Source organism: Bacillus sp. FSL R10-2201 (assembly GCF_038008665.1).
Classification (GTDB): Bacteria; Bacillota; Bacilli; order Bacillales; family Bacillaceae_G; genus Bacillus_A; species Bacillus_A mycoides.
Map to the genome: position 1 here is coordinate 117,444 of NZ_JBBOZP010000001.1, position 22,247 is coordinate 139,690.

The window sequence follows — 22,247 nt, forward strand, 5'->3', positions numbered from 1 at the left end:
GTAGGCCCCTTGATAGATGTAAATAACTTTGAATATATGAAGATTGGACTTGCTTCACCTGACAAGATTCGTTCTTGGTCATACGGTGAAGTTAAGAAACCAGAAACAATTAACTATCGTACGTTAAAGCCTGAAAAAGATGGCTTGTTCTGTGAGCGTATTTTCGGACCACAAAAGGACTGGGAATGTCATTGCGGGAAATATAAACGTGTACGTTATAAAGGTGTAGTTTGTGATCGATGTGGCGTTGAAGTAACGCGTGCAAAAGTTCGTCGTGAACGTATGGGTCATATCGAATTAGCTGCTCCTGTATCTCATATTTGGTATTTCAAAGGTATCCCGAGCCGCATGGGACTTGTCTTAGACATGTCCCCTCGCGCGCTTGAAGAAGTAATTTATTTCGCTTCTTATGTTGTAACAGAAAGTGGAGATACACCACTTGATAAGAAGCAATTACTTTCTGAAAAAGAATACCGTGCATATCGTGATCGATATGGCAGTACATTCCATGCTGCTATGGGTGCAGAAGCGATTAAAAAATTACTGCAAGACATCGATTTAGATAAAGAAGTAGACTTCTTAAAAGAAGAATTAAAAACAGCACAAGGACAACGCCGTACTCGTGCTATTAAACGTCTAGAAGTATTAGAAGCATTCCGTAACTCTGGAAATCACCCATCTTGGATGATCTTAGAGGTTCTTCCAGTTATCCCACCAGAACTACGCCCGATGGTACAGTTAGATGGTGGACGTTTTGCTACTTCTGACTTAAACGACTTATATCGTCGTGTAATTAACCGTAACAACCGTTTGAAACGTCTATTGGACTTAGGTGCACCAAGCATTATCGTTCAAAACGAAAAACGTATGTTACAAGAAGCTGTAGACGCATTAATCGATAATGGTCGCCGTGGCCGTCCAGTTACTGGACCAGGTAACCGTCCATTAAAATCACTATCTCACATGCTTAAAGGTAAACAAGGACGTTTCCGTCAAAACTTATTAGGTAAACGTGTTGACTACTCTGGCCGTTCTGTAATCGTCGTAGGACCGAACTTAAAGATGTACCAATGTGGATTGCCGAAAGAAATGGCACTTGAATTGTTTAAACCTTTCGTTATGAAAGAGTTAGTTGGAAAAGGATTAGCACACAACATTAAGAGTGCTAAACGTAAAATCGAGCGTGTACACCCTGAAGTTTGGGACGTTTTAGAATCTGTGATCAAAGAGCATCCAGTACTTCTAAACCGCGCACCAACACTTCACCGTCTTGGTATCCAGGCGTTTGAACCTACACTAGTAGAAGGTCGTGCAATCCGTCTTCACCCACTTGTATGTACTGCATACAACGCGGACTTTGACGGTGACCAAATGGCGGTTCACGTTCCGTTATCATCAGAGGCACAAGCAGAAGCTCGTATCCTTATGTTAGCGGCACAAAACATCTTGAATCCAAAAGACGGAAAACCAGTTGTTACTCCATCTCAGGATATGGTATTAGGTAACTATTACTTAACACTTGAGCGCGAGGGTGCAATCGGTGAAGGTATGGTCTTCAAAGATGCAAACGAAGCAATACTTGCATACCAAAATGGATATGTACATCTGCACACACGTGTTGCAGTTGCTGCGAGTTCGGTAAATAATGTAACGTTTACTGAAGAGCAAAAGAGTAAGCTTCTATTAACAACAGTTGGTAAATTAATATTTAACGAAATCTTACCAGAGTCGTTCCCTTATATTAATGAACCAACAAACTCAAACCTTGAAAAAGAAACACCAGCGGAATATTTCGTTGAAAAAGGTGCGAACATTAAAGAAATTATTGCTAGTCGCGAAGAAGTGGCACCATTTAGCAAGAAAATCCTTGGTAATATTATTGCGGAAGTATTCAAACGTTTCCAAATTACAGAAACGTCTCGCATGCTTGACCGTATGAAAAACTTAGGATTTAAATACTCTACAAAAGCTGGTATTACAGTTGGGGTATCAGATATTCTTGTATTAGGTGAAAAAGATGAAATTCTCCATGAAGCACAAGCAAAAGTAGATAATGTAATTAAACAATTCCGTCGCGGTTTAATCACGGAAGAAGAACGTTACGATCGTGTTATCTCTATTTGGAGTAATGCAAAAGATGTTATCCAAGGAAAGCTGATGAAATCCTTGAATAAACGCAACCCAATCTTCATGATGAGTGATTCCGGTGCCCGTGGTAACGCATCGAACTTTACTCAGCTTGCTGGTATGCGTGGTCTGATGGCCAATCCATCTGGTCGTATCATTGAGCTTCCGATCAAATCGAGTTTCCGTGAAGGTTTAACAGTACTTGAGTACTTCATCTCTACGCATGGTGCGCGTAAAGGTCTTGCCGATACAGCACTTAAAACTGCCGATTCTGGTTACTTAACACGTCGTCTTGTAGACGTTGCACAAGATGTAATTGTTCGTCAAGATGATTGTGGAACAGATCGCGGTTTACTAATTGGTGCGATTAAAGAGGGTAATGAAGTTATTGAGTCACTATATGATCGTCTTGTTGGACGTTTTGCAAGAAAAACTGTAAAACATCCTGAAACAGGTGAAGTATTAGTTGTTGAAAATCAATTAATTACTGAAGATATTGCTCATATCGTTGAAAAGTCGGGTGTTGAAACTGTAAACATTCGTTCAGCGTTTACGTGTAATACTCGCCATGGTGTATGTAAGAAGTGTTACGGTCGTAACTTAGCAACTGGTACAGACGTAGAAGTAGGAGAAGCGGTAGGTATTATCGCAGCTCAATCTATCGGTGAGCCAGGTACACAGTTAACGATGCGTACGTTCCATACAGGTGGGGTTGCCGGGGATGATATCACACAAGGTTTACCTCGTATCCAAGAGATCTTCGAAGCTCGTAATCCGAAGGGTCAGGCAGTTATCAGTGAAATTGACGGTGTTATCGCAGCGATCAACGATGTTAAAGATCGCCAAGAAGTAGTTGTACAGGGTGAAGTTGAAGCTCGTACGTATGCTATTCCTTACGGTGCTCGTCTGAAAGTAACTCTAGGACAGCCAATTAGCCACGGTAAAGAGTTAACAGAAGGTTCTATTGATCCGAAGGAATTACTAAAAGTAACGGACATTACAGCAGTTCAAGAATACTTATTACGTGAAGTTCAAAAAGTATACCGTATGCAAGGGGTAGAAATTGGTGACAAACACGTAGAAGTAATGGTACGTCAAATGCTACGTAAAGTTCGTGTAAGTGATGCGGGTGAAACAGATGTATTACCAGGAACATTACTAGATATCCATCAGTTTACTGATGCGAATGCGAAGGTGTTACTGAAAGGTAAACAACCAGCAACGGCTAGACCGGTTCTACTTGGTATTACAAAAGCTTCACTTGAGACAGATTCGTTCTTATCTGCGGCGTCATTCCAAGAAACAACTCGTGTTCTAACAGATGCAGCAATTAAGGGTAAACGCGATGAGCTTCTAGGATTGAAAGAGAATGTTATTATCGGTAAGCTTGTTCCTGCTGGAACAGGTATGAATCGTTATCGCAAAGTGGATCTTGTAAAAACAACACAAGATAACATGAATGTAGAAAACGATGAAGTTTATGTGGAACAGTAAAATTTTCCGTCGTAAATTTTGTATAAAAACAGCTGATCCTAGTTGACATTGTATGAGACAAAATGTTACTATAATCAAGGTTGCTCCTGAATGATGCTTTGGAGGATATTTAAATGTCTTATCAAAAAGTGTCAAATGCTGAAAATGTAGTCGTTGGTCATAAACGAACATTGGAGGCAATCAAAAATGGTATAGTTAAAGAAGTTGTTATTGCGGAAGATGCTGATGTGCGGTTAACCCATGTTATCATTCGTACTGCCTTGCAACATAACATACCCATAACCAAAGTTGAATCAGTTCGTAAGCTTGGAAAAGTTTCGGGGATTCAAGTGGGAGCTTCAGCAATAGGAATAATAAGTTAAAACTGTTTTTGTGAGGAGAGAGCATTTGCTCTTCCTTGCAAAAACTTTGTTTTCAACTAATAATGAACCACCTGGATATGTGGTCATACAAACATGCGAAGGGAGGATAATCAAATGCCTACTATTAACCAATTAGTGAGAAATGGTCGTACTGATAAAGTATGGAAGTCTAAATCACCTGCGTTAAACAAAGGTTTTAATTCTTTAAAGAAAAAATCAACTGATATCTCTGCACCTCAAAAACGTGGTGTGTGTACTCGTGTTGGTACAATGACTCCGAAGAAACCTAACTCAGCGTTACGTAAATACGCTCGTGTACGTTTAACAAACGGTATTGAAGTTACAGCTTACATCCCAGGTATCGGTCATAACCTACAAGAGCATAGCGTAGTATTAATTCGCGGTGGTCGAGTAAAGGATTTACCAGGGGTACGTTACCACATCGTTCGTGGTGCGCTTGATACAGCTGGTGTTGACAAACGTATGCAAGGACGTTCTAAATATGGTACTAAGCGACCAAAACCTGCTAAAAAATAATAAACTTATAATGAAAGGAGGAACTCAATATGCCTCGTAAAGGACCTGTTGCGAAACGTGACGTGTTACCAGATCCAATGTACAATTCTAAACTTGTAACACGCCTAATCAACAAAATGATGGTTGACGGTAAAAAAGGTAAATCTCAAACAATTCTTTATAACGCTTTCGATATCGTTCGTGAACGTTCAGATAAAGAACCAATGGAAGTATTCGAGCAAGCTCTTAAGAACATCATGCCTGTTCTTGAAGTACGCGCTCGTCGTGTTGGTGGTGCTAACTACCAAGTTCCAGTTGAGGTTCGTCCAGAACGCCGTACAACTTTAGGTCTTCGCTGGTTAGTAAACTATGCTCGTCTTCGTGGTGAAAAAACTATGGAAGAGCGTCTAGCTTACGAAATCTTAGATGCAGCTAACAACGCTGGTGCATCTGTTAAGAAACGTGAAGACACTCATAAAATGGCAGAAGCTAACAAAGCATTTGCTCATTACCGTTGGTAGGATTCAACGTAAAATAAATGTAAGCATAAACCGCTTTATTTGTCGCTTATGGAAGTGTGGAGAGGGAGAATGCCTCTCCCTTTCGTTGGGCGCTCGTTTTACATAATGAGGGTACTGGACACTGGCATATGTAACAATATAAAGTGGCTTTTTTGCTACTTAAAATAAAATAATCCAATCCATATATGGAAGGAGCAAGACACCAAATGACTAGAGAGTTCTCTTTAGAAAACACTCGTAATATTGGTATCATGGCTCACATCGATGCTGGTAAAACAACAGCAACTGAGCGTATTCTGTATTACACAGGACGTATTCATAAAATCGGTGAAACTCATGAAGGTGCATCTCAGATGGACTGGATGGAGCAAGAGCAAGAACGTGGTATCACAATTACTTCTGCTGCAACTACAGCACAATGGAAAGGTCACCGTGTAAATATCATTGACACTCCAGGACACGTAGATTTCACAGTAGAAGTAGAACGTTCTTTACGCGTACTTGATGGCGCAGTAGCAGTACTTGATGCACAATCTGGTGTAGAACCACAAACAGAAACTGTTTGGCGTCAGGCTACTACTTATGGTGTACCTCGTATCGTATTCGTTAACAAAATGGATAAGATTGGTGCAGATTTCTTATACTCTGTAGGAACAATCCACGATCGTTTACAAGCAAACGCACATCCAATTCAGTTACCAATCGGTGCTGAAGATGAGTTCAATGGTATCATTGACCTTGTTGAAGAATGTGCTTACATGTACGCTAACGATTTAGGAACAGACATCGAGCGTGTCGAAATTCCTGAAGAGCATAAAGAATTAGCTGAAGAATACCGTGGAAAACTTATTGAAGCGGTAGCTGAGCTTGATGAAGAAATGATGATGAAGTACCTAGAAGGTGAAGAAATCACTGTAGAAGAGCTTAAAGCTGGTATCCGTAAGGCTACAACTTCTGTAGAATTCTTCCCAGTAATCTGTGGTTCTGCATTCAAAAATAAAGGTGTTCAAATTCTGTTAGACGCAGTTATCGACTACCTACCATCTCCATTAGATGTACCTGCTATTAAAGGTACTCTTCCGGATACAGATGAAGCTATCGAGCGTAAGTCTAGCGATGAAGAACCATTCGCAGCTTTAGCATTCAAAATCATGACTGATCCTTATGTTGGTAAGTTAACGTTCTTCCGTGTGTACTCTGGTGTGTTAAACTCTGGATCATACGTGAAAAACTCAACTAAAGGTAAGCGTGAGCGTGTAGGTCGTATCCTACAAATGCACGCTAACAGCCGTGAAGAGATTTCAACAGTTTACGCTGGTGATATCGCTGCTGCTGTAGGTTTAAAAGATACTACTACTGGTGATACTCTTTGTGACGAGAAGAGCCTTGTTATCCTTGAGTCTATGGAATTCCCAGAACCAGTTATCTCTGTAGCTATCGAACCAAAATCTAAAGCTGACCAAGATAAAATGGGTACAGCATTATCTAAGCTTTCTGAAGAAGATCCAACATTCCGTGCTCACACTGACCAAGAAACTGGCCAAACAATCATCGCTGGTATGGGTGAACTTCACCTTGATATCATCGTTGACCGTATGCGCCGTGAATTCAAAGTGGAAGCAAACGTTGGTGCTCCTCAGGTAGCATACCGTGAGACTTTCCGCGCTGCTGCGAAAGTTGAAGGTAAGTTCGCTCGTCAATCTGGTGGTCGTGGACAATTCGGTCACGTTTGGATTGAGTTTGAACCTAATGAAGAAGGTAAAGGTTTTGAATTCCAAAACAAAATCGTCGGCGGTGTAGTTCCACGTGAATACATCCCAGCTGTTGGAGCGGGTCTTGAAGACTCACTTAAAAATGGTGTACTAGCTGGTTATCCACTAGTTGACATCAAAGCTGCGTTAGTTGACGGATCTTACCATGATGTCGATTCATCTGAGATGGCGTTCAAAATCGCTGCATCTATGGCGCTTAAAGCTGCGGTTTCTAAATGTAGCCCAGTAATTCTTGAGCCAATGATGAAAGTTGAAGTTGTAATTCCTGAAGAGTACATGGGTGACATTATGGGCGACGTAACATCTCGTCGTGGACGTGTAGAAGGTATGGAAGCTCGCGGTAACGCTCAAGTTGTTCGCGCTATGGTTCCACTTTCTGAAATGTTCGGTTATGCAACGGCATTACGTTCTAACACTCAAGGACGCGGAACATTCTCAATGACATTTGATCATTATGAAGAAGTACCGAAGTCTGTTTCTGAAGAAATTATTAAAAAAAATAAAGGTGAATAATTGATTTTTATCGATTGTTCAAGTATAACTACTTATGTAAGCTTAGAAAGTGAGACGCAAGTTTCACTTTCTAGTCTAAATATAAAATAACCCATATAAACTAAGGAGGAATTTAGAATGGCTAAAGCTAAATTCGAACGTTCTAAACCCCATGTTAACATCGGTACAATCGGCCACGTTGACCATGGTAAAACTACATTAACTGCTGCGATCACTACAGTTCTTGCAAAAGCTGGTGGTGCTGAAGCACGCGGATACGATCAAATCGACGCTGCTCCAGAAGAAAGAGAGCGCGGAATCACAATCTCAACTGCACACGTTGAGTACGAAACTGAAACTCGTCACTATGCACACGTTGACTGCCCAGGTCATGCTGACTATGTTAAAAACATGATCACTGGTGCTGCTCAAATGGACGGCGGTATCTTAGTAGTATCTGCTGCTGATGGTCCAATGCCTCAAACACGTGAGCACATCCTTCTTTCTCGTCAAGTAGGTGTTCCTTACATCGTTGTATTCTTAAACAAATGCGACATGGTAGATGACGAAGAATTATTAGAATTAGTAGAAATGGAAGTTCGCGACCTATTATCTGAATACGGATTCCCAGGCGACGATATTCCTGTAATTAAAGGTTCTGCTCTTAAAGCTCTTCAAGGAGAAGCTGAGTGGGAAGAAAAAATCATCGAATTAATGACTGAAGTTGATGCTTACATCCCAACTCCAGAACGTGAAACTGACAAACCATTCTTAATGCCTATCGAGGATGTATTCTCTATCACAGGTCGTGGTACAGTTGCAACTGGTCGTGTTGAGCGTGGAATCGTTAAAGTTGGTGACGTAGTAGAAATCATCGGTCTTGCTGAAGAGAATGCTACTACAACTGTAACTGGTGTAGAAATGTTCCGTAAGCTTCTTGACCAAGCTCAAGCTGGAGACAACATCGGTGCTCTACTTCGTGGGGTTGCTCGTGAAGACATCCAACGTGGACAAGTTCTTGCTAAAACTGGCTCTGTAAAAGCACACGCTAAATTCAAAGCTGAGGTTTTCGTATTATCTAAAGAAGAAGGTGGACGTCATACTCCATTCTTCGCTAACTACCGTCCACAGTTCTACTTCCGTACAACTGACGTAACTGGTATCATCCAATTACCAGAAGGTACTGAAATGGTAATGCCTGGTGACAACATCGAAATGACTATCGAACTTATCGCTCCAATCGCTATCGAAGAGGGAACTAAATTCTCTATTCGTGAAGGTGGACGTACAGTAGGTTACGGTGTAGTTGCTACAATCGTTGCTGAGTAGTCTTTAATTAGATTATTAAAAACTCAAGGGATTCTCCCTTGAGTTTTTTTATTGCTTATTACTATAGAAGAAAGAGATGTATTTTCTATTTTTGGATGAGTTTCTTCTATAGTATATAAAACGAAAACAACACCCAAAAACTGTAAGGTGAATAAGAGTAGATGAAAACTTGATATTCTTTAAAGTGCCATGTATAATAGCAAAAGTAGAGAAAAGCAGATGCGAACAAAAAGATGCTTGCATCTAGACGAATAACATTGTATAATAGACAATGTTGGTCTTTGACTGCGATGAAGTGGAAGGTTGCTGACACACCCGGCCGCTTTGCCATGGCATGGTGTGGGGAAATTTCCATGGAGAAGGTCTATTTTAGAAATAGGCGAACGAAGGAGGGAAAATAATGGCAAAAGAAAAAATTCGTATCCGTTTAAAAGCTTATGATCACCGTATTCTTGATCAATCAGCTGAGAAAATTGTAGAAACAGCTAAGCGTTCTGGGGCAACAGTTTCTGGTCCGATCCCATTACCAACTGAGAAGACTATTTACACAATTCTTCGTGCTGTTCATAAGTACAAAGATTCTCGTGAACAATTCGAAATGCGCACACACAAACGTCTAATCGACATCGTGAGTCCTACTCCGCAAACAGTAGATTCATTAATGCGTTTAGATTTACCATCTGGTGTAGATATCGAAATCAAACTATAATTCATATAACTTAAAAATGTAGGAGGTGTAACTCATGACCAAAGGAATCTTAGGAAGAAAGATCGGTATGACTCAAGTATTTGCTGAGAACGGTGAGTTAATCCCAGTAACGGTAATCGCTGCTAATCCAAACGTTGTTCTTCAAAAGAAAACAACTGAAACTGATGGCTACAACGCAATTCAGTTAGGATTTGAAGATAAACGTGAAAAGTTAACTAACAAACCTGAACAAGGCCACACTGCTAAAGCATCTACAACTCCTAAGCGCTTCATTCGCGAAATCCGCGATGCAGACGTGGACGGATTAGAGGTTGGTCAAGAGGTAAAAGTTGAAGTTTTCGCTGCAGGTGAAATCGTTGACGTAACAGGAATTTCTAAAGGTAAAGGTTTCCAAGGTGTTATTAAACGCCACGGACAATCTCGCGGACCTATGTCTCATGGTTCTCGCTATCACCGTCGTCCAGGTTCAATGGGGCCAGTTGCTCCGAACCGTGTATTCAAAGGCAAAAAACTTGCTGGACGTATGGGTGGAGACCAAGTTACTATCCAAAACTTAGAAATCGTTCAAGTTGACACTGAGCGCAACTTATTACTAGTAAAAGGTAACGTTCCAGGTGCTAAGAAATCTCTTGTAGTTGTTCAAGGCGCTGTGAAGGTTAGCAAATAATTCACAATAGGAAGGAGGAATTCCAATGCCAAAAGTTACTGTATATAACCAAACTGGTTCACAGGTTGGTGAAATCGAATTAGCTGAAGCTATTTTCGGTATCGAACCAAATGAAGCTGTACTATTTGAAGCTGTAATGATGCAACGTGCATCTTTACGTCAAGGTACACACAAAGTAAAAACTCGCTCTGAAGTTCGTGGTGGTGGTCGTAAACCATGGCGTCAAAAAGGAACTGGACGTGCTCGTCAAGGTTCTATCCGCTCTCCTCAATGGCGTGGTGGTGGTACGGTATTCGGACCTACACCAAGAAGCTATGCGTACAAACTTCCTAAGAAAGTTCGTCGTTTAGCAATCAAATCTGCATTAGCTACTAAAGTAGTTGAGAACAACATTGTAGTTCTTGAGGACCTAGTGTTAAATGCACCAAAAACAAAAGACATGGTAGCAGTACTTAAAGGATTAACTGTTGAGAAGAAAGCTCTTATCGTAACTGCTGATGCAAACGAATCTGTAGAGTTATCTGCTCGCAATATCCCTGGAGTAACAGTAATCACTGCTGATGGCGTAAACGTGCTAGATGTGCTTCATCATGATAAGCTAATCATGACAAAAGCGGCAGTGGAAAAAGTAGAGGAGGTGCTTGCATAATGAGAGATCCTCGTGATATCATTAAGCGCCCAGTTATCACTGAACGTTCTATGGAAATGATGGCTGAAAAAAAATACACGTTCGACGTGGACGTTAAATCTAATAAAACAGAGGTTAAAGACGCTATAGAAGCGATCTTTGGTGTTAATGTAGACAAAGTAAATATCATGAACTACAAGCCGAAAGCAAAACGTGTTGGTCGTCACGCTGGTTTTACTAGCCGTCGTCGTAAAGCAATCGTTAAGCTAACTGCTGACAGCAAAGAAATCGAAATCTTCCAAGGCGTTTAATTCTTACTAAAGAAGGAGGGAAATTGAGATGGGAATTAAAAAGTATAATCCAACTACTAACGGTCGTCGTAACATGACTACGAATGATTTCGCTGAAATCACGACCGACAGACCAGAAAAGTCTTTACTTGCTCCTTTAAGCAAAAAGGCTGGTCGTAATAACCAAGGTAAAATTACTGTACGTCATCAAGGTGGCGGACATAAGCGTCAATACCGTATCATCGACTTTAAGCGTAACAAAGATGGAATTCCAGGACGCGTTGCTACGATCGAATACGATCCAAACCGCTCTGCGAATATCGCATTAATTAACTACGTTGACGGTGAAAAACGTTACATTCTTGCTCCTAAAACTTTAGAAGTAGGTATGGAAGTTATGTCTGGCCCTGAAGCTGACATTAAAATCGGTAACGCATTACCATTAATCAACATTCCAGTAGGTACTGTTGTTCATAATATCGAGCTTAAGCCTGGTCGTGGAGGACAATTAGTCCGTTCTGCTGGTACATCTGCTCAAGTACTTGGTAAAGAAGGAAAATACGTACTTGTACGTTTAACTTCTGGTGAAGTACGTTTAGTATTATCTGCTTGTCGCGCTTCAATCGGTCAAGTTGGTAACGAACAACACGAACTTATCAAAATCGGTAAAGCAGGTCGCTCTCGCTGGTTAGGTAAGCGCCCAACAGTTCGTGGTTCTGTAATGAACCCGGTTGATCACCCACACGGTGGTGGTGAAGGACGCTCTCCAATCGGACGTAAGTCTCCAATGTCTCCATGGGGTAAACCAACTCTTGGATTCAAGACTCGTAAGAAAAACAAAGCGTCTGATAAATTTATCGTTCGTCGTCGTAAAAAATAATGGGATTGTAGTACGGTTCATTTCAAGAACCGTACGCCAATCACGAAGGGAGGCACCAAAATGGCTCGTAGCTTAAAAAAAGGACCATTTGTCGATGATCACTTAATGAACAAAATGGAAAAATTAGTTGCATCTGAGCAAAAACAAGTTGTTAAAACTTGGTCTCGCCGTTCAACAATCTTCCCTCAGTTCATCGGACATACAATTGCTGTATATGATGGTCGTAAACACGTACCTGTGTACATCACTGAGGATATGGTTGGCCATAAGTTAGGTGAATTCGCACCAACTCGTACGTATAAAGGTCACCTTGCTGACGATAAGAAAACTAGAAGATAATGAGAGGAGGCACTTCAATGCAAGCTAAAGCAGTAGTGAGAACAGTTCGTATTGCTCCTCGTAAGGTTCGTTTAGTAGTAGACTTAATCCGAGGTAAGCAAGTGGGTGAAGCGATTGCTATCCTTAACCACACACCAAAAACTGCTTCTCCAGTTGTAGAAAAAGTTTTAAAATCTGCAATCGCAAATGCAGAGCACAATTATGAGATGGATATTAACAACCTAGTTGTTGAAAAAGTCTTCGTTGACGAAGGTCCAACGTTGAAACGTTTCCGTCCACGTGCAATGGGTCGTGCAAGCCAAATTAACAAACGCACAAGCCACATCACAGTTGTGGTATCAGAAAAGAAGGAGGGATAATCGATGGGTCAGAAGGTTAATCCAATTGGTCTTCGTGTCGGTATTATCCGCGACTGGGAATCTCGTTGGTTCGCTGAGAAAGATTATGCTACGTTATTACATGAAGACATCAAAATCCGTGAGTACATTACTGTACGCTTAAAAGATTCTGCTGTTGCTAAAGTAGAAATCGAACGTGCAGCAAATCGTGTAAATGTTACAATTCACACTGCAAAACCTGGTATGGTAATTGGTAAAGGTGGTACTGAAGTTGAAGCACTTCGTAAAGCTCTTAACCAATTAACAGGCAAGCGTGTACACATTAACATTTTAGAAGTTAAGAGAGCTGATCTTAACGCTAAATTAGTGGGCGAAAACATCGCTCGTCAATTAGAAAACCGTGTATCATTCCGTCGTGCACAAAAGCAAGTTATTCAACGTGCTATGCGTGCAGGAGCAAAAGGTATTAAAACACAGGTTTCTGGTCGTCTTGGCGGGGCTGATATCGCTCGTGCAGAATCTTACAGTGAAGGAACTGTTCCACTTCATACACTTCGCGCTGATATTGACTATGCAGCAGTTGAAGCTGATACAACATACGGTAAATTAGGCGTAAAAGTATGGATCTACCGTGGAGAAGTCCTTCCTACAAAAAAGAAAGCTTCTGAGGAAGGAGGAAAATAATATGTTAATGCCAAAACGCGTAAAATATCGTAGAGAGCATCGTGGTAAAATGCGTGGTCGTGCAAAAGGTGGAACTGAAATTGCTTTCGGTGAATTCGGTTTACAAGCACAAGCTGCTTCATGGATTACAAACCGTCAAATCGAAGCTGCTCGTCGTGCAATGACTCGTTACATGAAACGTGGCGGTAAAGTATGGATTAAAATTTTCCCTTCTAAACCTTACACTGCAAAACCTCTAGAAGTACGTATGGGTTCCGGTAAAGGGGCACCAGAAGGCTGGGTAGCAGTAGTAAAACCTGGGAAAATTATGTTTGAAATCGCGGGTGTATCTGAAGAGGTAGCACGCGAAGCATTACGTCTTGCAGCTCACAAACTACCTGTGAAATGTAAGTTCGTAAAACGTGAAGAAAATGGTGGTGAATCTAATGAAAACTAATGATATTCGTGAATTAACCACTGCCGAAATCGAAACAAAAGTTAAAGCTTTAAAGGAAGAATTGTTCAATCTTCGCTTCCAACTTGCTACAGGACAATTAGAGAATCCAACTCGCATCCGTGAAGTGCGTAAAGCGATTGCTCGTATGAAAACTGTAGTTTGTGAAAGAGAGATCGGAATTAATCGATAAATTGAGGGGAGGTTTGCATAGTGAGCGAACGTAACCAACGCAAAGTTTATACTGGTCGTGTTGTGTCTGATAAAATGGACAAAACGATTACAGTTTTAGTTGAAACTTACAAAACTCATTCCTTGTACGGAAAACGTGTTAAGTATTCTAAAAAGTACAAAGCCCATGATGAGCAAAACCAAGCAAAACTTGGCGATATCGTTAAAATCATGGAAACTCGCCCGCTTTCTGCTACTAAGCGTTTCCGTTTAGTTGAAATCGTTGAAGAAGCGGTTGTTATCTAAATAGACGAATCGGAATTTTTAGTCCGAAGGGAGGTTTCATAACATGATCCAACAAGAATCTCGTTTGAAAGTTGCTGACAACTCTGGTGCACGTGAACTTTTAACAATTAAAGTATTAGGCGGCTCTGGTCGTAAATATGCTAATATTGGTGATATTATCGTTGCTACGGTAAAACAAGCAACACCAGGTGGCGTTGTTAAAAAAGGTGACGTTGTTAAGGCAGTAGTGGTACGTACGAAGAGCGGAGCTCGTCGTCCGGACGGTTCTTATATTAAATTTGATGAAAACGCAGCGGTTATCATCAAAGACGATAAGAGCCCACGTGGTACTCGTATCTTCGGACCAGTAGCTCGTGAATTACGTGATAGCAACTTCATGAAGATCGTTTCTTTAGCTCCAGAAGTTCTATAATTTAAGGTATTGCCTTGCTAAGGAGGTGCAGAATTAAGATGCATGTAAAAAAAGGTGATAAAGTTCAGGTAATCACTGGTAAAGACAAAGGAAAACAAGGCGTTATCCTTGTGGCTTTCCCAAAGCAAAACCGTGTTATCGTTGAGGGTGTTAACATCGTTAAAAAACACTCTAAGCCATCTCAATTAAATCCACAAGGTGGAATTATTACGAAAGAAGCACCTATTCACGTTTCTAATGTTATGGTATTAGATCCGAAAACAGGCGAACCTACTCGCGTAGGCTTCAAAGTAGAAGATGGTAAAAAAGTTCGTATTGCAAAAAAATCTGGTGAATTATTAGATAAATAATTTTCTTAAGAAAGGAGGTCACTTCATTGAATCGCCTTAAAGAGAAGTTCCAAAAGGAAATTACTCCTGCTCTAATGAGCAAGTTTAACTATAAATCTGTGATGGAAGTACCGAAAATCGAAAAGATCGTAATCAACACTGGTGTTGGTGACGCGGTATCTAACTCAAAAGCTTTAGACAATGCAGTAGAAGAATTAACGCAAATCGCAGGTCAAAAACCTGTTGTAACTCGCGCTAAAAAATCAATCGCTGGTTTCCGTCTTCGTGAAGGTATGCCAATCGGTGCGAAAGTAACTTTACGCGGACAACAAATGTATGAGTTCTTCGACAAATTAGTATCAGTTTCTTTACCACGTGTACGTGATTTCCGTGGTGTTTCTAAGAAATCATTCGATGGTCGTGGGAACTACACATTAGGTGTTAAAGAGCAACTAATTTTCCCTGAGATTGATTATGATAAAGTAAGTAAAGTCCGCGGTATGGACATCGTAATCGTTACTACAGCGAAAACTGATGAAGAAGCTCGTGAACTTTTAACACAATTCGGTATGCCATTCCAAAAATAATGGAAGCCAACGCTAAGTAGAGGAGGCGAAAACGTGGCTAAAAAATCTATGATCGCGAAACAAAAGCGTACTCCTAAGTTTAAAGTACAAGAGTATACACGTTGCGAACGCTGCGGTCGTCCGCATTCTGTATACCGCAAATTTAAGCTTTGCCGTATTTGTTTCCGTGAACTTGCATATAAAGGTCAAATTCCTGGTGTTAAAAAAGCTAGTTGGTAAAACCCACAAATGGGAAGGAGGTAAAACACATGGTGATGACAGATCCAATTGCAGACATGCTTACTCGCATCCGTAATGCGAACATGGTACGTCATGAGAAATTAGAGGTTCCTGCTTCTAAAATCAAAAAAGAGATCGCTGAACTTTTAAAACGTGAAGGTTTCATTCGTGATGTAGAATACATTGGGGATAACAAACAAGGTATCCTTCGTATTTTCCTGAAATATGGTGCAAACAATGAACGTGTAATCACTGGATTAAAACGTATCAGTAAACCTGGCTTACGCGTTTACGCAAAAGCTGATGAAGTACCACGTGTACTTAACGGATTAGGTATCGCTCTTGTTTCTACATCTAAGGGAGTAATGACAGACAAAGACGCTCGTCAATTACAAACTGGTGGAGAAGTAGTAGCATACGTTTGGTAATATATATTTAAAACGAACGGAGGTGTGACCACATGTCTCGTATTGGTAAAAAGATTCTTGAAATCCCTGCAGGTGTTACTATTACAGTTGCAGAAGACAATACTGTAACAGTAAAAGGCCCTAAAGGTGAATTAACTCGTACTTTCAAAACTGATATGTCTATCAAAATTGAAGAAAATACACTAACAGTTGAGCGTCCATCTGAACAGAAGGAACACCGTGCATTACACGGTACAACTCGTGCTTTAATCGGAAACATGGTTGAAGGTGTAACTACAGGTTTCGTACGCGGACTTGAATTAGTCGGTGTTGGTTACCGTGCTCAAAAACAAGGAGATAAACTTGTTTTAAGCGTAGGTTATTCTCATCCAGTAGAAATGACTCCAGAAGCAGGACTTGAAGTTGAAGTACCTGTACCAACTAAAATCGTAATTAAAGGTATCGACAAGCAACGTGTTGGCGAATTTGCTGCTAACATCCGCGCTGTACGTGCTCCTGAACCATATAAAGGTAAAGGTATTCGTTACGAAGGCGAAGTTGTTCGTCGTAAAGAAGGTAAAACTGCTAAGTAAACCCGTTAGGTGAAAGAAAGGAGTGACAAGAATGATCACTAAAGCTGCTAAAAATGCGACTCGTAAGAAAAGACATGCACGTGTACGTGCTAAACTTACTGGTACTGCAGAACGTCCACGTTTAAACGTGTACCGTTCTAACCAACATATTTACGCTCAAGTTATTGATGATGTAAATGGTGTAACATTAGTAAGTGCATCTACTCTTGATAAAGACCTTGCTCTTAACGGTACTAGCAATACTGAAGCTGCTACGAAAGTTGGAGAATCAGTTGCTAAGCGTGCTGTAGAGAAAGGCGTTAAAGAAGTAGTATTTGATCGCGGTGGTTACTTATACCATGGCCGTGTTAAAGCTCTAGCTGAAGCTGCTCGTGAGGCTGGATTACAATTTTAATGGTCAAAGGAGGGAAAATTGATGCAACGCATTGACCCAAGTAAATTAGAACTTGAAGAACGTGTAGTTACGATAAATCGTGTCGCGAAAGTTGTTAAGGGTGGTCGTCGTTTCCGCTTTGCTGCACTAGTTGTAGTTGGCGATAAAAACGGTCATGTTGGATTCGGTACTGGTAAAGCACAAGAGGTACCAGACGCAATCCGTAAAGCTATCGAAGACGCTAAGAAAAACCTAATCGCTGTACCATTAGTTGGTACAACAATTCCTCACACAATCAACGGTCATTTTGGAGCTGGTGAAGTATTCTTAAAACCTGCTGCTGAGGGTACTGGTGTTATTGCTGGTGGACCTGTTCGTGCGGTACTAGAATTAGCTGGTGTACAAGATATTCTTTCGAAATCTCTTGGTTCTAACACACCAATCAACATGATTCGCGCTACTGTGAACGGATTAAGCGAACTTAAGCGCGCTGAAGATGTTGCAAAATTACGCGGTAAATCTGTAGAAGAGCTACTAGGTTAAGGAGGGAAAACAAATGGCGAAAAAGTTAGAAATTACCCTCACTCGTAGTGTAATTGGTCGTCCACAAGATCAACGTGCGACGGTAGAAGCTTTAGGTCTTAAAAAGTTGAATTCAACTGTAGTTAAGGAAGAAACTCCTGCTATTCTTGGTATGATCAACAAAGTTTCTCACCTTATCTCTGTAAAAGAAGCTTAAGGATAACTCATTAATATAAGGAGGTGCCTGGGAATGAAACTTCATGAATTAAAACCTGCAGAAGGTTCTCGTAAAGTACGTAACCGTGTCGGTCGTGGTATCGGTTCTGGTAACGGTAAAACTGCTGGTAGAGGTCATAAAGGACAAAACGCACGTTCTGGCGGCGGTGTTCGTCTTGGCTTCGAAGGTGGTCAAACTCCACTATTCCGTCGTTTACCAAAACGCGGCTTCACAAACATTAACCGTAAAGAGTTTACTATTGTAAACTTATCAACGTTAAATCGTTTTGAAGATGGTACAGAAGTAACACCTGAATTATTGCTGGAAACTGGCGTTATCAGCAAATTAAACGACGGTGTTAAAATTCTTGCAAGCGGAGCAGTAGAGAAAAAATTAACTGTTAAAGCGCACAAGTTCTCTTCAAGTGCTAAAGAAGCAATTGAAGCAGCTGGCGGATCAGTTGAGGTGATCTAATGTTTCGTACAATCTCCAACTTTATGCGCGTTGCTGAGATAAGACGTAAAATATTATTCACTTTAGCGATGTTAGTCGTATTCAGGATTGGCACGTTTATCCCAGTGCCATTTACAAATGGAGACGTACTGAAAGCACAAGATCAATTAAATGCCTTAGGTATCCTAAATACATTTGGCGGTGGCGCCTTGAAAAACTTCTCCATCTTCGCGATGGGAATCATGCCGTATATTACAGCATCCATCATCGTGCAATTATTGCAGATGGATGTTGTTCCTAAATTTTCGGAATGGTCGAAGCAAGGCGAAATGGGCCGTCGTAAACTAACGCAATTCACGCGTTACTTTACAATTGTTCTTGCGTTTATTCAGGGGTTTGGTATGTCAATCGGTTTTAACGGTATGGTAGGTGGGCAATTAATTTTGAATCCAGGTTGGAGCACTTATTTATACATTGCTACGGTACTGACTGCTGGTACTGCATTTTTAATGTGGTTAGGTGAACAGATTACAGCTAAAGGTGTAGGTAATGGTATTTCCATTCTTATCTTTGGCGGTATTGCCGCAGCGATCCCAAGTGTTATATCTCAAGTGTATCAACAACAGTTTCAAAATATCGGAGATCAATTGTTCATGAGTATCGTTAAAGTTGCATTGATTTTACTAGCTGTGCTAGCGGTTATTGTTGGTGTTATTTTCATTCAACAGGCTGTTAGAAAGATCCCAATTCAATACGCGAAGCGTGTAACAGGAGGGAATGGGAATCATGCTGGAGCACAAAACACTCATTTACCACTTAAGGTAAATAGTGCGGGTGTTATTCCAGTCATTTTTGCTGTTTCATTCTTAATTACGCCTCCAACTATTGCACAGTTCTTCCCGAAACATGATGTGTCGCAGTGGATTATTGCAAACTTTAACTATTCTCACCCAGTGGGAATGATCATATATGTTGCGCTCATTGTAGCCTTCACATATTTCTATGCATTTGTTCAGGTTAATCCAGAGCAAATGTCAGAGAATCTAAACAAGCAAGGTGGATATGTTCCAGGTATTCGTCCGGGTAAGAATACAGAACAATATCTAACAAAAATCTTGTATCGTTTGACCTTTGTGGGATCAATTTTCCTAGCAGCGATTGCAATCTTACCAGTTATCTTTACGAAATTGGGAAATCTTCCTCCATCTGCACAGATTGGTGGAACGAGTATGTTAATCGTTGTCGGCGTTGCTTTAGAAACAATGAAGCAGCTAGAAAGCCAATTGGTAAAACGCCATTACAAAGGGTTTATCAAGCAGTGAGTAAGTGGGAAGAACTGTCTTCCCTACATGCTCATGTACTGAGGGGGAACAAGGATGAACTTGATTTTAATGGGGCTTCCTGGTGCTGGTAAAGGTACACAAGCCGAACAGATTATTGCCAAGTATAACATCCCTCACATCTCAACAGGAGATATGTTCCGTGCAGCTATGAAGGCTGAAACTGAACTTGGTTTACAAGCAAAATCTTTTATTGATAAAGGTGCGCTTGTTCCAGATGAAGTTACAATTGGAATTGTTCGTGAACGTTTAAGCCAAGAAGACTGTATTAAAGGCTTCTTATTAGATGGTTTCCCACGAACTGTTGCACAAGCATCAGCTCTTGAAGAGATTATGAAAGATCTTGGCAAAAAAATCGACTATGTTTTAAACATTAATGTGGATTCAGGGTTGTTATTAACACGCCTTACAGGCCGTCGCATTTGTAAAGAATGCGGTGCGACTTACCACTTAGAATTCAATCCGCCAGCAAAAGCTGATGTGTGCGATAAATGTGGTGGCGAATTATATCAACGCTCTGATGACAATGAAGAAACTGTAGCAAATCGTTTAGATGTAAATATTAAGCAAACAAAACCTTTGCTTGATTTCTACGAGGAGCTTGGCTACTTACAAAGCATTAATGGTGAGCAAGATATCAATAAAGTATTTGCTGATATCGATGTTCTCATCGGAGACTTAGCGTAATGATCATCTGCAAAACTCCTCGCGAGATAGAAATCATGCGAGAAGCTGGCAGGATCGTTGCTTTAACTCATCAAGAGTTGAAACAACATATTACTCCAGGAATTACAACGAAAGAGCTCGATCAAATAGCGGAAAAGACGATTCGAAAATATGGTGCTACGCCATCTTTTAAAGGATACAACGGATTTCCGGGGAGCATTTGTGCTTCTGTAAATGAAGAGCTTGTACACGGGATTCCAGGGAAGCGTAAGCTCGAAGAGGGCGATATCATTAGTATCGATATTGGTGCGAAATACAATGGGTACCATGGTGATTCTGCATGGACGTATCCAGTTGGAAACATTTCTGAATCTGTTCAAAAGCTACTTGATGTCACAGAAAAATCGTTGTATCTTGGTCTAGAACAAGTAAAACCAGGCGAAAGATTATCAAATATCTCGCATGCGGTTCAAACACATGCTGAAGAGAATGGGTTCTCGATCGTTAGGGAGTATGTTGGTCACGGAATCGGGCAAGACTTACATGAGGACCCTCAAATCCCGCACTATGGTCCACCAAATAGAGGCCCTAGATTAAAGCCGGGAATGGTCATCTGTGTTGAGCCGATGGTGAATCAAGGAAGACGATATGTAAAAACACTATCTGATGACTGGACAGTGGTAACGGTAGATGGTAAATGGTGTGCCCATTTTGAGCACACGATTGCTCTTACAGAAGCAGGATACGAAATCCTTACCACTTTATAAGTAGCTGGCTCTCCGGGATTTCAGAGCAGTGTAAAATGTTACTGATTTGAAGAAGGGAGAACTATTGAATGGCTAAAGATGATGTAATTGAAGTCGAAGGTACCGTTCTTGAAACGTTGCCAAATGCTATGTTCAAAGTAGAATTAGAGAATGGGCATGTCGTATTGGCTCACGTTTCTGGTAAAATCCGTATGAATTTCATTCGTATTTTACCAGGAGACAAAGTTACGGTAGAATTATCTCCGTACGATTTAAATCGTGGTCGTATTACGTACCGTTTTAAATAATATAGCACTCCGTAATCTTTAAGGAGGTTCGAGACATGAAAGTAAGACCGTCAGTTAAACCAATCTGCGAAAAATGTAAAGTTATTCGTAGACGTGGAAAAGTAATGGTTATTTGTGAAAACCCTAAACATAAACAAAAACAAGGTTAATCAGAAGGAGGTGCATTCAAAATGGCACGTATCGCAGGTGTAGATATTCCTCGTGACAAGCGCGTTGTTATTTCTTTAACTTACGTATTCGGCATTGGTCGCACAACTGCTGAAAAAATTCTTACAGAAGCTGGTATTTCTTCGGAAACACGAGTTCGTGATTTATCGGAAGATGAATTAGGACGTATCCGTGATATCATCGATCGTATTAAAGTTGAGGGAGACCTTCGTCGTGAAGTATCTCTTAACATTAAACGTCTAATGGAGATCGGTTCTTACCGTGGTCTTCGTCACCGTCGTGGTTTACCAGTTCGTGGTCAAAACTCTAAAAACAATGCTCGTACACGTAAAGGTCCACGTCGTACAGTAGCAAATAAAAAGAAATAATAAGTAAAGGAGGTTGAACTAACAATGGCACGTAAAACAAACACTCGTAAAAAACGTGTGAAAAAGAATATTGAAGCTGGTATAGCTCATATTCGTTCTACTTTCAACAACACAATCGTAACACTTACAGATACTCATGGTAACGCACTTTCTTGGTCTAGTGCTGGTGCACTTGGTTTCCGTGGATCTCGTAAATCTACTCCATTCGCTGCGCAAATGGCTGCTGAAGCTGCTTCTAAAGTTGCAATGGAGCATGGTTTAAAAACTTTAGAGGTTACTGTTAAAGGTCCTGGTGCTGGTCGTGAAGCTGCAATTCGTGCTCTTCAAGCGGCAGGTCTAGAAGTAACAGCAATTAGAGATGTTACTCCAGTTCCTCATAATGGATGTCGTCCACCAAAACGTCGTCGTGTGTAATTTTTCTGTATAGAATTTTCCCTTTTGTCTATAATGGATATGATGCATTATCGAGAAATTTCGTACA

At 40.7% G+C, this 22,247-nt stretch carries 34 protein-coding genes; all 34 read left to right on the forward strand.

What is annotated here, in order from left to right; translation table 11 throughout:
- Positions 1–9: 9 nt before the first annotated feature.
- A complete protein-coding gene (rpoC, locus tag NSQ69_RS00635) occupies positions 10–3,621 on the forward strand; it encodes a DNA-directed RNA polymerase subunit beta' (RefSeq protein WP_002009783.1) in 3,612 nt (1,203 codons plus the stop codon).
- A gap of 113 nt (positions 3,622–3,734) precedes the next feature.
- Complete coding sequence (locus NSQ69_RS00640; RefSeq protein WP_000121833.1) at positions 3,735–3,983, forward strand: 50S ribosomal protein L7ae-like protein; 249 nt, start codon at positions 3,735–3,737, stop codon at positions 3,981–3,983.
- A gap of 114 nt (positions 3,984–4,097) precedes the next feature.
- On the forward strand, positions 4,098–4,520 hold the full coding sequence (rpsL, locus tag NSQ69_RS00645; protein ID WP_001142341.1) for a 30S ribosomal protein S12: 423 nt from the start codon (positions 4,098–4,100) through the stop codon (positions 4,518–4,520).
- Positions 4,521–4,549: 29 nt separating this feature from the next.
- Positions 4,550–5,020, forward strand: coding sequence for a 30S ribosomal protein S7 (gene rpsG, locus NSQ69_RS00650; RefSeq protein WP_001137492.1), 471 nt, complete (start codon positions 4,550–4,552; stop codon positions 5,018–5,020).
- A gap of 206 nt (positions 5,021–5,226) precedes the next feature.
- Positions 5,227–7,305 (forward strand): elongation factor G, encoded by a 2,079-nt coding sequence (fusA, locus tag NSQ69_RS00655; RefSeq protein WP_002113318.1) that lies wholly within the window; start codon positions 5,227–5,229, stop codon positions 7,303–7,305.
- A 117-nt stretch (positions 7,306–7,422) separates the two neighbouring features.
- Complete coding sequence (tuf, locus tag NSQ69_RS00660; protein WP_002009778.1) at positions 7,423–8,613, forward strand: elongation factor Tu; 1,191 nt, start codon at positions 7,423–7,425, stop codon at positions 8,611–8,613.
- A gap of 400 nt (positions 8,614–9,013) precedes the next feature.
- On the forward strand, positions 9,014–9,322 hold the full coding sequence (gene rpsJ, locus NSQ69_RS00665) for a 30S ribosomal protein S10 (protein ID WP_001040595.1): 309 nt from the start codon (positions 9,014–9,016) through the stop codon (positions 9,320–9,322).
- 34 nt (positions 9,323–9,356) lie between these two features.
- Positions 9,357–9,989: a 50S ribosomal protein L3 gene (gene rplC / locus NSQ69_RS00670; RefSeq protein ID WP_000160209.1), complete on the forward strand. Its 633-nt coding sequence runs from the start codon at positions 9,357–9,359 to the stop codon at positions 9,987–9,989.
- A gap of 25 nt (positions 9,990–10,014) precedes the next feature.
- Positions 10,015–10,638: a 50S ribosomal protein L4 gene (rplD, locus tag NSQ69_RS00675; protein WP_001127261.1), complete on the forward strand. Its 624-nt coding sequence runs from the start codon at positions 10,015–10,017 to the stop codon at positions 10,636–10,638.
- On the forward strand, positions 10,638–10,928 hold the full coding sequence (gene rplW / locus NSQ69_RS00680) for a 50S ribosomal protein L23 (RefSeq protein WP_001205557.1): 291 nt from the start codon (positions 10,638–10,640) through the stop codon (positions 10,926–10,928). Before rplD ends, rplW begins: the two co-directional genes overlap by 1 nt.
- A 28-nt stretch (positions 10,929–10,956) precedes the next feature.
- Positions 10,957–11,787 (forward strand): 50S ribosomal protein L2, encoded by an 831-nt coding sequence (gene rplB, locus NSQ69_RS00685; protein ID WP_000511584.1) that lies wholly within the window; start codon positions 10,957–10,959, stop codon positions 11,785–11,787.
- Positions 11,788–11,847: 60 nt separating this feature from the next.
- Positions 11,848–12,126, forward strand: coding sequence for a 30S ribosomal protein S19 (gene rpsS / locus NSQ69_RS00690; protein WP_000124452.1), 279 nt, complete (start codon positions 11,848–11,850; stop codon positions 12,124–12,126).
- Between the two features lie 17 nt (positions 12,127–12,143).
- The gene (gene rplV, locus NSQ69_RS00695) at positions 12,144–12,485 is read left to right on the forward strand and encodes a 50S ribosomal protein L22 (protein ID WP_002009773.1); all 342 of its coding nucleotides are present in this window, start codon (positions 12,144–12,146) and stop codon (positions 12,483–12,485) included.
- 3 nt (positions 12,486–12,488) lie between these two features.
- Positions 12,489–13,148, forward strand: coding sequence for a 30S ribosomal protein S3 (gene rpsC / locus NSQ69_RS00700; RefSeq protein ID WP_002009771.1), 660 nt, complete (start codon positions 12,489–12,491; stop codon positions 13,146–13,148).
- Between the two features lies 1 nt (position 13,149).
- Positions 13,150–13,584 carry a 50S ribosomal protein L16 gene (rplP, locus tag NSQ69_RS00705; protein ID WP_000928969.1) on the forward strand — a complete coding sequence of 145 codons (435 nt, stop codon included), beginning with the start codon at positions 13,150–13,152 and terminating at the stop codon, positions 13,582–13,584.
- Positions 13,574–13,774, forward strand: a complete 201-nt coding sequence (rpmC, locus tag NSQ69_RS00710; RefSeq protein ID WP_002091523.1) for a 50S ribosomal protein L29 — start codon at positions 13,574–13,576, stop codon at positions 13,772–13,774. The genes rplP and rpmC overlap by 11 nt, the downstream gene beginning before the upstream one ends.
- Before the next feature lie 20 nt (positions 13,775–13,794).
- A complete protein-coding gene (gene rpsQ / locus NSQ69_RS00715) occupies positions 13,795–14,058 on the forward strand; it encodes a 30S ribosomal protein S17 (RefSeq protein WP_002091526.1) in 264 nt (87 codons plus the stop codon).
- A gap of 43 nt (positions 14,059–14,101) precedes the next feature.
- A complete protein-coding gene (rplN, locus tag NSQ69_RS00720; RefSeq protein WP_000615912.1) occupies positions 14,102–14,470 on the forward strand; it encodes a 50S ribosomal protein L14 in 369 nt (122 codons plus the stop codon).
- A gap of 38 nt (positions 14,471–14,508) precedes the next feature.
- Entirely contained in the window at positions 14,509–14,820 is a 312-nt protein-coding gene (rplX, locus tag NSQ69_RS00725; protein ID WP_000558201.1) for a 50S ribosomal protein L24, read from the forward strand.
- A gap of 26 nt (positions 14,821–14,846) precedes the next feature.
- Positions 14,847–15,386 (forward strand): 50S ribosomal protein L5, encoded by a 540-nt coding sequence (rplE, locus tag NSQ69_RS00730; RefSeq protein ID WP_002091528.1) that lies wholly within the window; start codon positions 14,847–14,849, stop codon positions 15,384–15,386.
- Between the two features lie 33 nt (positions 15,387–15,419).
- Positions 15,420–15,605, forward strand: a complete 186-nt coding sequence (rpsN, locus tag NSQ69_RS00735; RefSeq protein ID WP_001085700.1) for a 30S ribosomal protein S14 — start codon at positions 15,420–15,422, stop codon at positions 15,603–15,605.
- 29 nt (positions 15,606–15,634) lie between these two features.
- A complete protein-coding gene (gene rpsH / locus NSQ69_RS00740) occupies positions 15,635–16,033 on the forward strand; it encodes a 30S ribosomal protein S8 (RefSeq protein WP_002009764.1) in 399 nt (132 codons plus the stop codon).
- 32 nt (positions 16,034–16,065) lie between these two features.
- The gene (gene rplF / locus NSQ69_RS00745) at positions 16,066–16,605 is read left to right on the forward strand and encodes a 50S ribosomal protein L6 (RefSeq protein ID WP_002009762.1); all 540 of its coding nucleotides are present in this window, start codon (positions 16,066–16,068) and stop codon (positions 16,603–16,605) included.
- A gap of 31 nt (positions 16,606–16,636) precedes the next feature.
- Complete coding sequence (gene rplR / locus NSQ69_RS00750) at positions 16,637–16,999, forward strand: 50S ribosomal protein L18 (protein ID WP_002009761.1); 363 nt, start codon at positions 16,637–16,639, stop codon at positions 16,997–16,999.
- A 21-nt stretch (positions 17,000–17,020) separates the two neighbouring features.
- A complete protein-coding gene (rpsE, locus tag NSQ69_RS00755; protein ID WP_002009759.1) occupies positions 17,021–17,521 on the forward strand; it encodes a 30S ribosomal protein S5 in 501 nt (166 codons plus the stop codon).
- 13 nt (positions 17,522–17,534) lie between these two features.
- Complete coding sequence (gene rpmD / locus NSQ69_RS00760; protein ID WP_002009757.1) at positions 17,535–17,717, forward strand: 50S ribosomal protein L30; 183 nt, start codon at positions 17,535–17,537, stop codon at positions 17,715–17,717.
- Between the two features lie 33 nt (positions 17,718–17,750).
- The gene (gene rplO, locus NSQ69_RS00765; RefSeq protein WP_002009754.1) at positions 17,751–18,191 is read left to right on the forward strand and encodes a 50S ribosomal protein L15; all 441 of its coding nucleotides are present in this window, start codon (positions 17,751–17,753) and stop codon (positions 18,189–18,191) included.
- Positions 18,191–19,492 carry a preprotein translocase subunit SecY gene (secY, locus tag NSQ69_RS00770; protein WP_002124688.1) on the forward strand — a complete coding sequence of 434 codons (1,302 nt, stop codon included), beginning with the start codon at positions 18,191–18,193 and terminating at the stop codon, positions 19,490–19,492. Before rplO ends, secY begins: the two co-directional genes overlap by 1 nt.
- A gap of 54 nt (positions 19,493–19,546) precedes the next feature.
- Positions 19,547–20,197, forward strand: coding sequence for an adenylate kinase (locus NSQ69_RS00775; RefSeq protein ID WP_002124689.1), 651 nt, complete (start codon positions 19,547–19,549; stop codon positions 20,195–20,197).
- Complete coding sequence (map, locus tag NSQ69_RS00780; RefSeq protein WP_000582542.1) at positions 20,197–20,943, forward strand: type I methionyl aminopeptidase; 747 nt, start codon at positions 20,197–20,199, stop codon at positions 20,941–20,943. Before NSQ69_RS00775 ends, map begins: the two co-directional genes overlap by 1 nt.
- Before the next feature lie 68 nt (positions 20,944–21,011).
- A complete protein-coding gene (infA, locus tag NSQ69_RS00785) occupies positions 21,012–21,230 on the forward strand; it encodes a translation initiation factor IF-1 (protein WP_001029884.1) in 219 nt (72 codons plus the stop codon).
- A gap of 35 nt (positions 21,231–21,265) precedes the next feature.
- Positions 21,266–21,379 carry a 50S ribosomal protein L36 gene (gene rpmJ, locus NSQ69_RS00790; RefSeq protein WP_000868344.1) on the forward strand — a complete coding sequence of 38 codons (114 nt, stop codon included), beginning with the start codon at positions 21,266–21,268 and terminating at the stop codon, positions 21,377–21,379.
- 21 nt (positions 21,380–21,400) lie between these two features.
- The gene (gene rpsM, locus NSQ69_RS00795) at positions 21,401–21,766 is read left to right on the forward strand and encodes a 30S ribosomal protein S13 (RefSeq protein WP_002009746.1); all 366 of its coding nucleotides are present in this window, start codon (positions 21,401–21,403) and stop codon (positions 21,764–21,766) included.
- Between the two features lie 24 nt (positions 21,767–21,790).
- A complete protein-coding gene (gene rpsK, locus NSQ69_RS00800; RefSeq protein WP_002009745.1) occupies positions 21,791–22,180 on the forward strand; it encodes a 30S ribosomal protein S11 in 390 nt (129 codons plus the stop codon).
- Positions 22,181–22,247: the final 67 nt, after the last annotated feature.

Bases quoted from the DNA above. Each gene is read 5' to 3' on its own strand.
- NSQ69_RS00640 (WP_000121833.1), top strand. From the start codon at position 3,735: ATGTCTTATCAAAAAGTGTCAAATGCTGAAAATGTAGTCGTTGGTCAT.
- rpsL (WP_001142341.1), top strand. From the start codon at position 4,098: ATGCCTACTATTAACCAATTAGTGAGAAATGGTCGTACTGATAAAGTA.
- rpsG (WP_001137492.1), top strand. From the start codon at position 4,550: ATGCCTCGTAAAGGACCTGTTGCGAAACGTGACGTGTTACCAGATCCA.
- fusA (WP_002113318.1), top strand. From the start codon at position 5,227: ATGACTAGAGAGTTCTCTTTAGAAAACACTCGTAATATTGGTATCATG.
- tuf (WP_002009778.1), top strand. From the start codon at position 7,423: ATGGCTAAAGCTAAATTCGAACGTTCTAAACCCCATGTTAACATCGGT.
- rpsJ (WP_001040595.1), top strand. From the start codon at position 9,014: ATGGCAAAAGAAAAAATTCGTATCCGTTTAAAAGCTTATGATCACCGT.
- rplC (WP_000160209.1), top strand. From the start codon at position 9,357: ATGACCAAAGGAATCTTAGGAAGAAAGATCGGTATGACTCAAGTATTT.
- rplD (WP_001127261.1), top strand. From the start codon at position 10,015: ATGCCAAAAGTTACTGTATATAACCAAACTGGTTCACAGGTTGGTGAA.
- rplW (WP_001205557.1), top strand. From the start codon at position 10,638: ATGAGAGATCCTCGTGATATCATTAAGCGCCCAGTTATCACTGAACGT.
- rplB (WP_000511584.1), top strand. From the start codon at position 10,957: ATGGGAATTAAAAAGTATAATCCAACTACTAACGGTCGTCGTAACATG.
- rpsS (WP_000124452.1), top strand. From the start codon at position 11,848: ATGGCTCGTAGCTTAAAAAAAGGACCATTTGTCGATGATCACTTAATG.
- rplV (WP_002009773.1), top strand. From the start codon at position 12,144: ATGCAAGCTAAAGCAGTAGTGAGAACAGTTCGTATTGCTCCTCGTAAG.
- rpsC (WP_002009771.1), top strand. From the start codon at position 12,489: ATGGGTCAGAAGGTTAATCCAATTGGTCTTCGTGTCGGTATTATCCGC.
- rplP (WP_000928969.1), top strand. From the start codon at position 13,150: ATGTTAATGCCAAAACGCGTAAAATATCGTAGAGAGCATCGTGGTAAA.
- rpmC (WP_002091523.1), top strand. From the start codon at position 13,574: ATGAAAACTAATGATATTCGTGAATTAACCACTGCCGAAATCGAAACA.
- rplN (WP_000615912.1), top strand. From the start codon at position 14,102: ATGATCCAACAAGAATCTCGTTTGAAAGTTGCTGACAACTCTGGTGCA.
- rplX (WP_000558201.1), top strand. From the start codon at position 14,509: ATGCATGTAAAAAAAGGTGATAAAGTTCAGGTAATCACTGGTAAAGAC.
- rpsH (WP_002009764.1), top strand. From the start codon at position 15,635: ATGGTGATGACAGATCCAATTGCAGACATGCTTACTCGCATCCGTAAT.
- rplF (WP_002009762.1), top strand. From the start codon at position 16,066: ATGTCTCGTATTGGTAAAAAGATTCTTGAAATCCCTGCAGGTGTTACT.
- rplR (WP_002009761.1), top strand. From the start codon at position 16,637: ATGATCACTAAAGCTGCTAAAAATGCGACTCGTAAGAAAAGACATGCA.
- rpsE (WP_002009759.1), top strand. From the start codon at position 17,021: ATGCAACGCATTGACCCAAGTAAATTAGAACTTGAAGAACGTGTAGTT.
- rpmD (WP_002009757.1), top strand. From the start codon at position 17,535: ATGGCGAAAAAGTTAGAAATTACCCTCACTCGTAGTGTAATTGGTCGT.
- rplO (WP_002009754.1), top strand. From the start codon at position 17,751: ATGAAACTTCATGAATTAAAACCTGCAGAAGGTTCTCGTAAAGTACGT.
- secY (WP_002124688.1), top strand. From the start codon at position 18,191: ATGTTTCGTACAATCTCCAACTTTATGCGCGTTGCTGAGATAAGACGT.
- NSQ69_RS00775 (WP_002124689.1), top strand. From the start codon at position 19,547: ATGAACTTGATTTTAATGGGGCTTCCTGGTGCTGGTAAAGGTACACAA.
- map (WP_000582542.1), top strand. From the start codon at position 20,197: ATGATCATCTGCAAAACTCCTCGCGAGATAGAAATCATGCGAGAAGCT.
- infA (WP_001029884.1), top strand. From the start codon at position 21,012: ATGGCTAAAGATGATGTAATTGAAGTCGAAGGTACCGTTCTTGAAACG.
- rpmJ (WP_000868344.1), top strand. From the start codon at position 21,266: ATGAAAGTAAGACCGTCAGTTAAACCAATCTGCGAAAAATGTAAAGTT.
- rpsM (WP_002009746.1), top strand. From the start codon at position 21,401: ATGGCACGTATCGCAGGTGTAGATATTCCTCGTGACAAGCGCGTTGTT.
- rpsK (WP_002009745.1), top strand. From the start codon at position 21,791: ATGGCACGTAAAACAAACACTCGTAAAAAACGTGTGAAAAAGAATATT.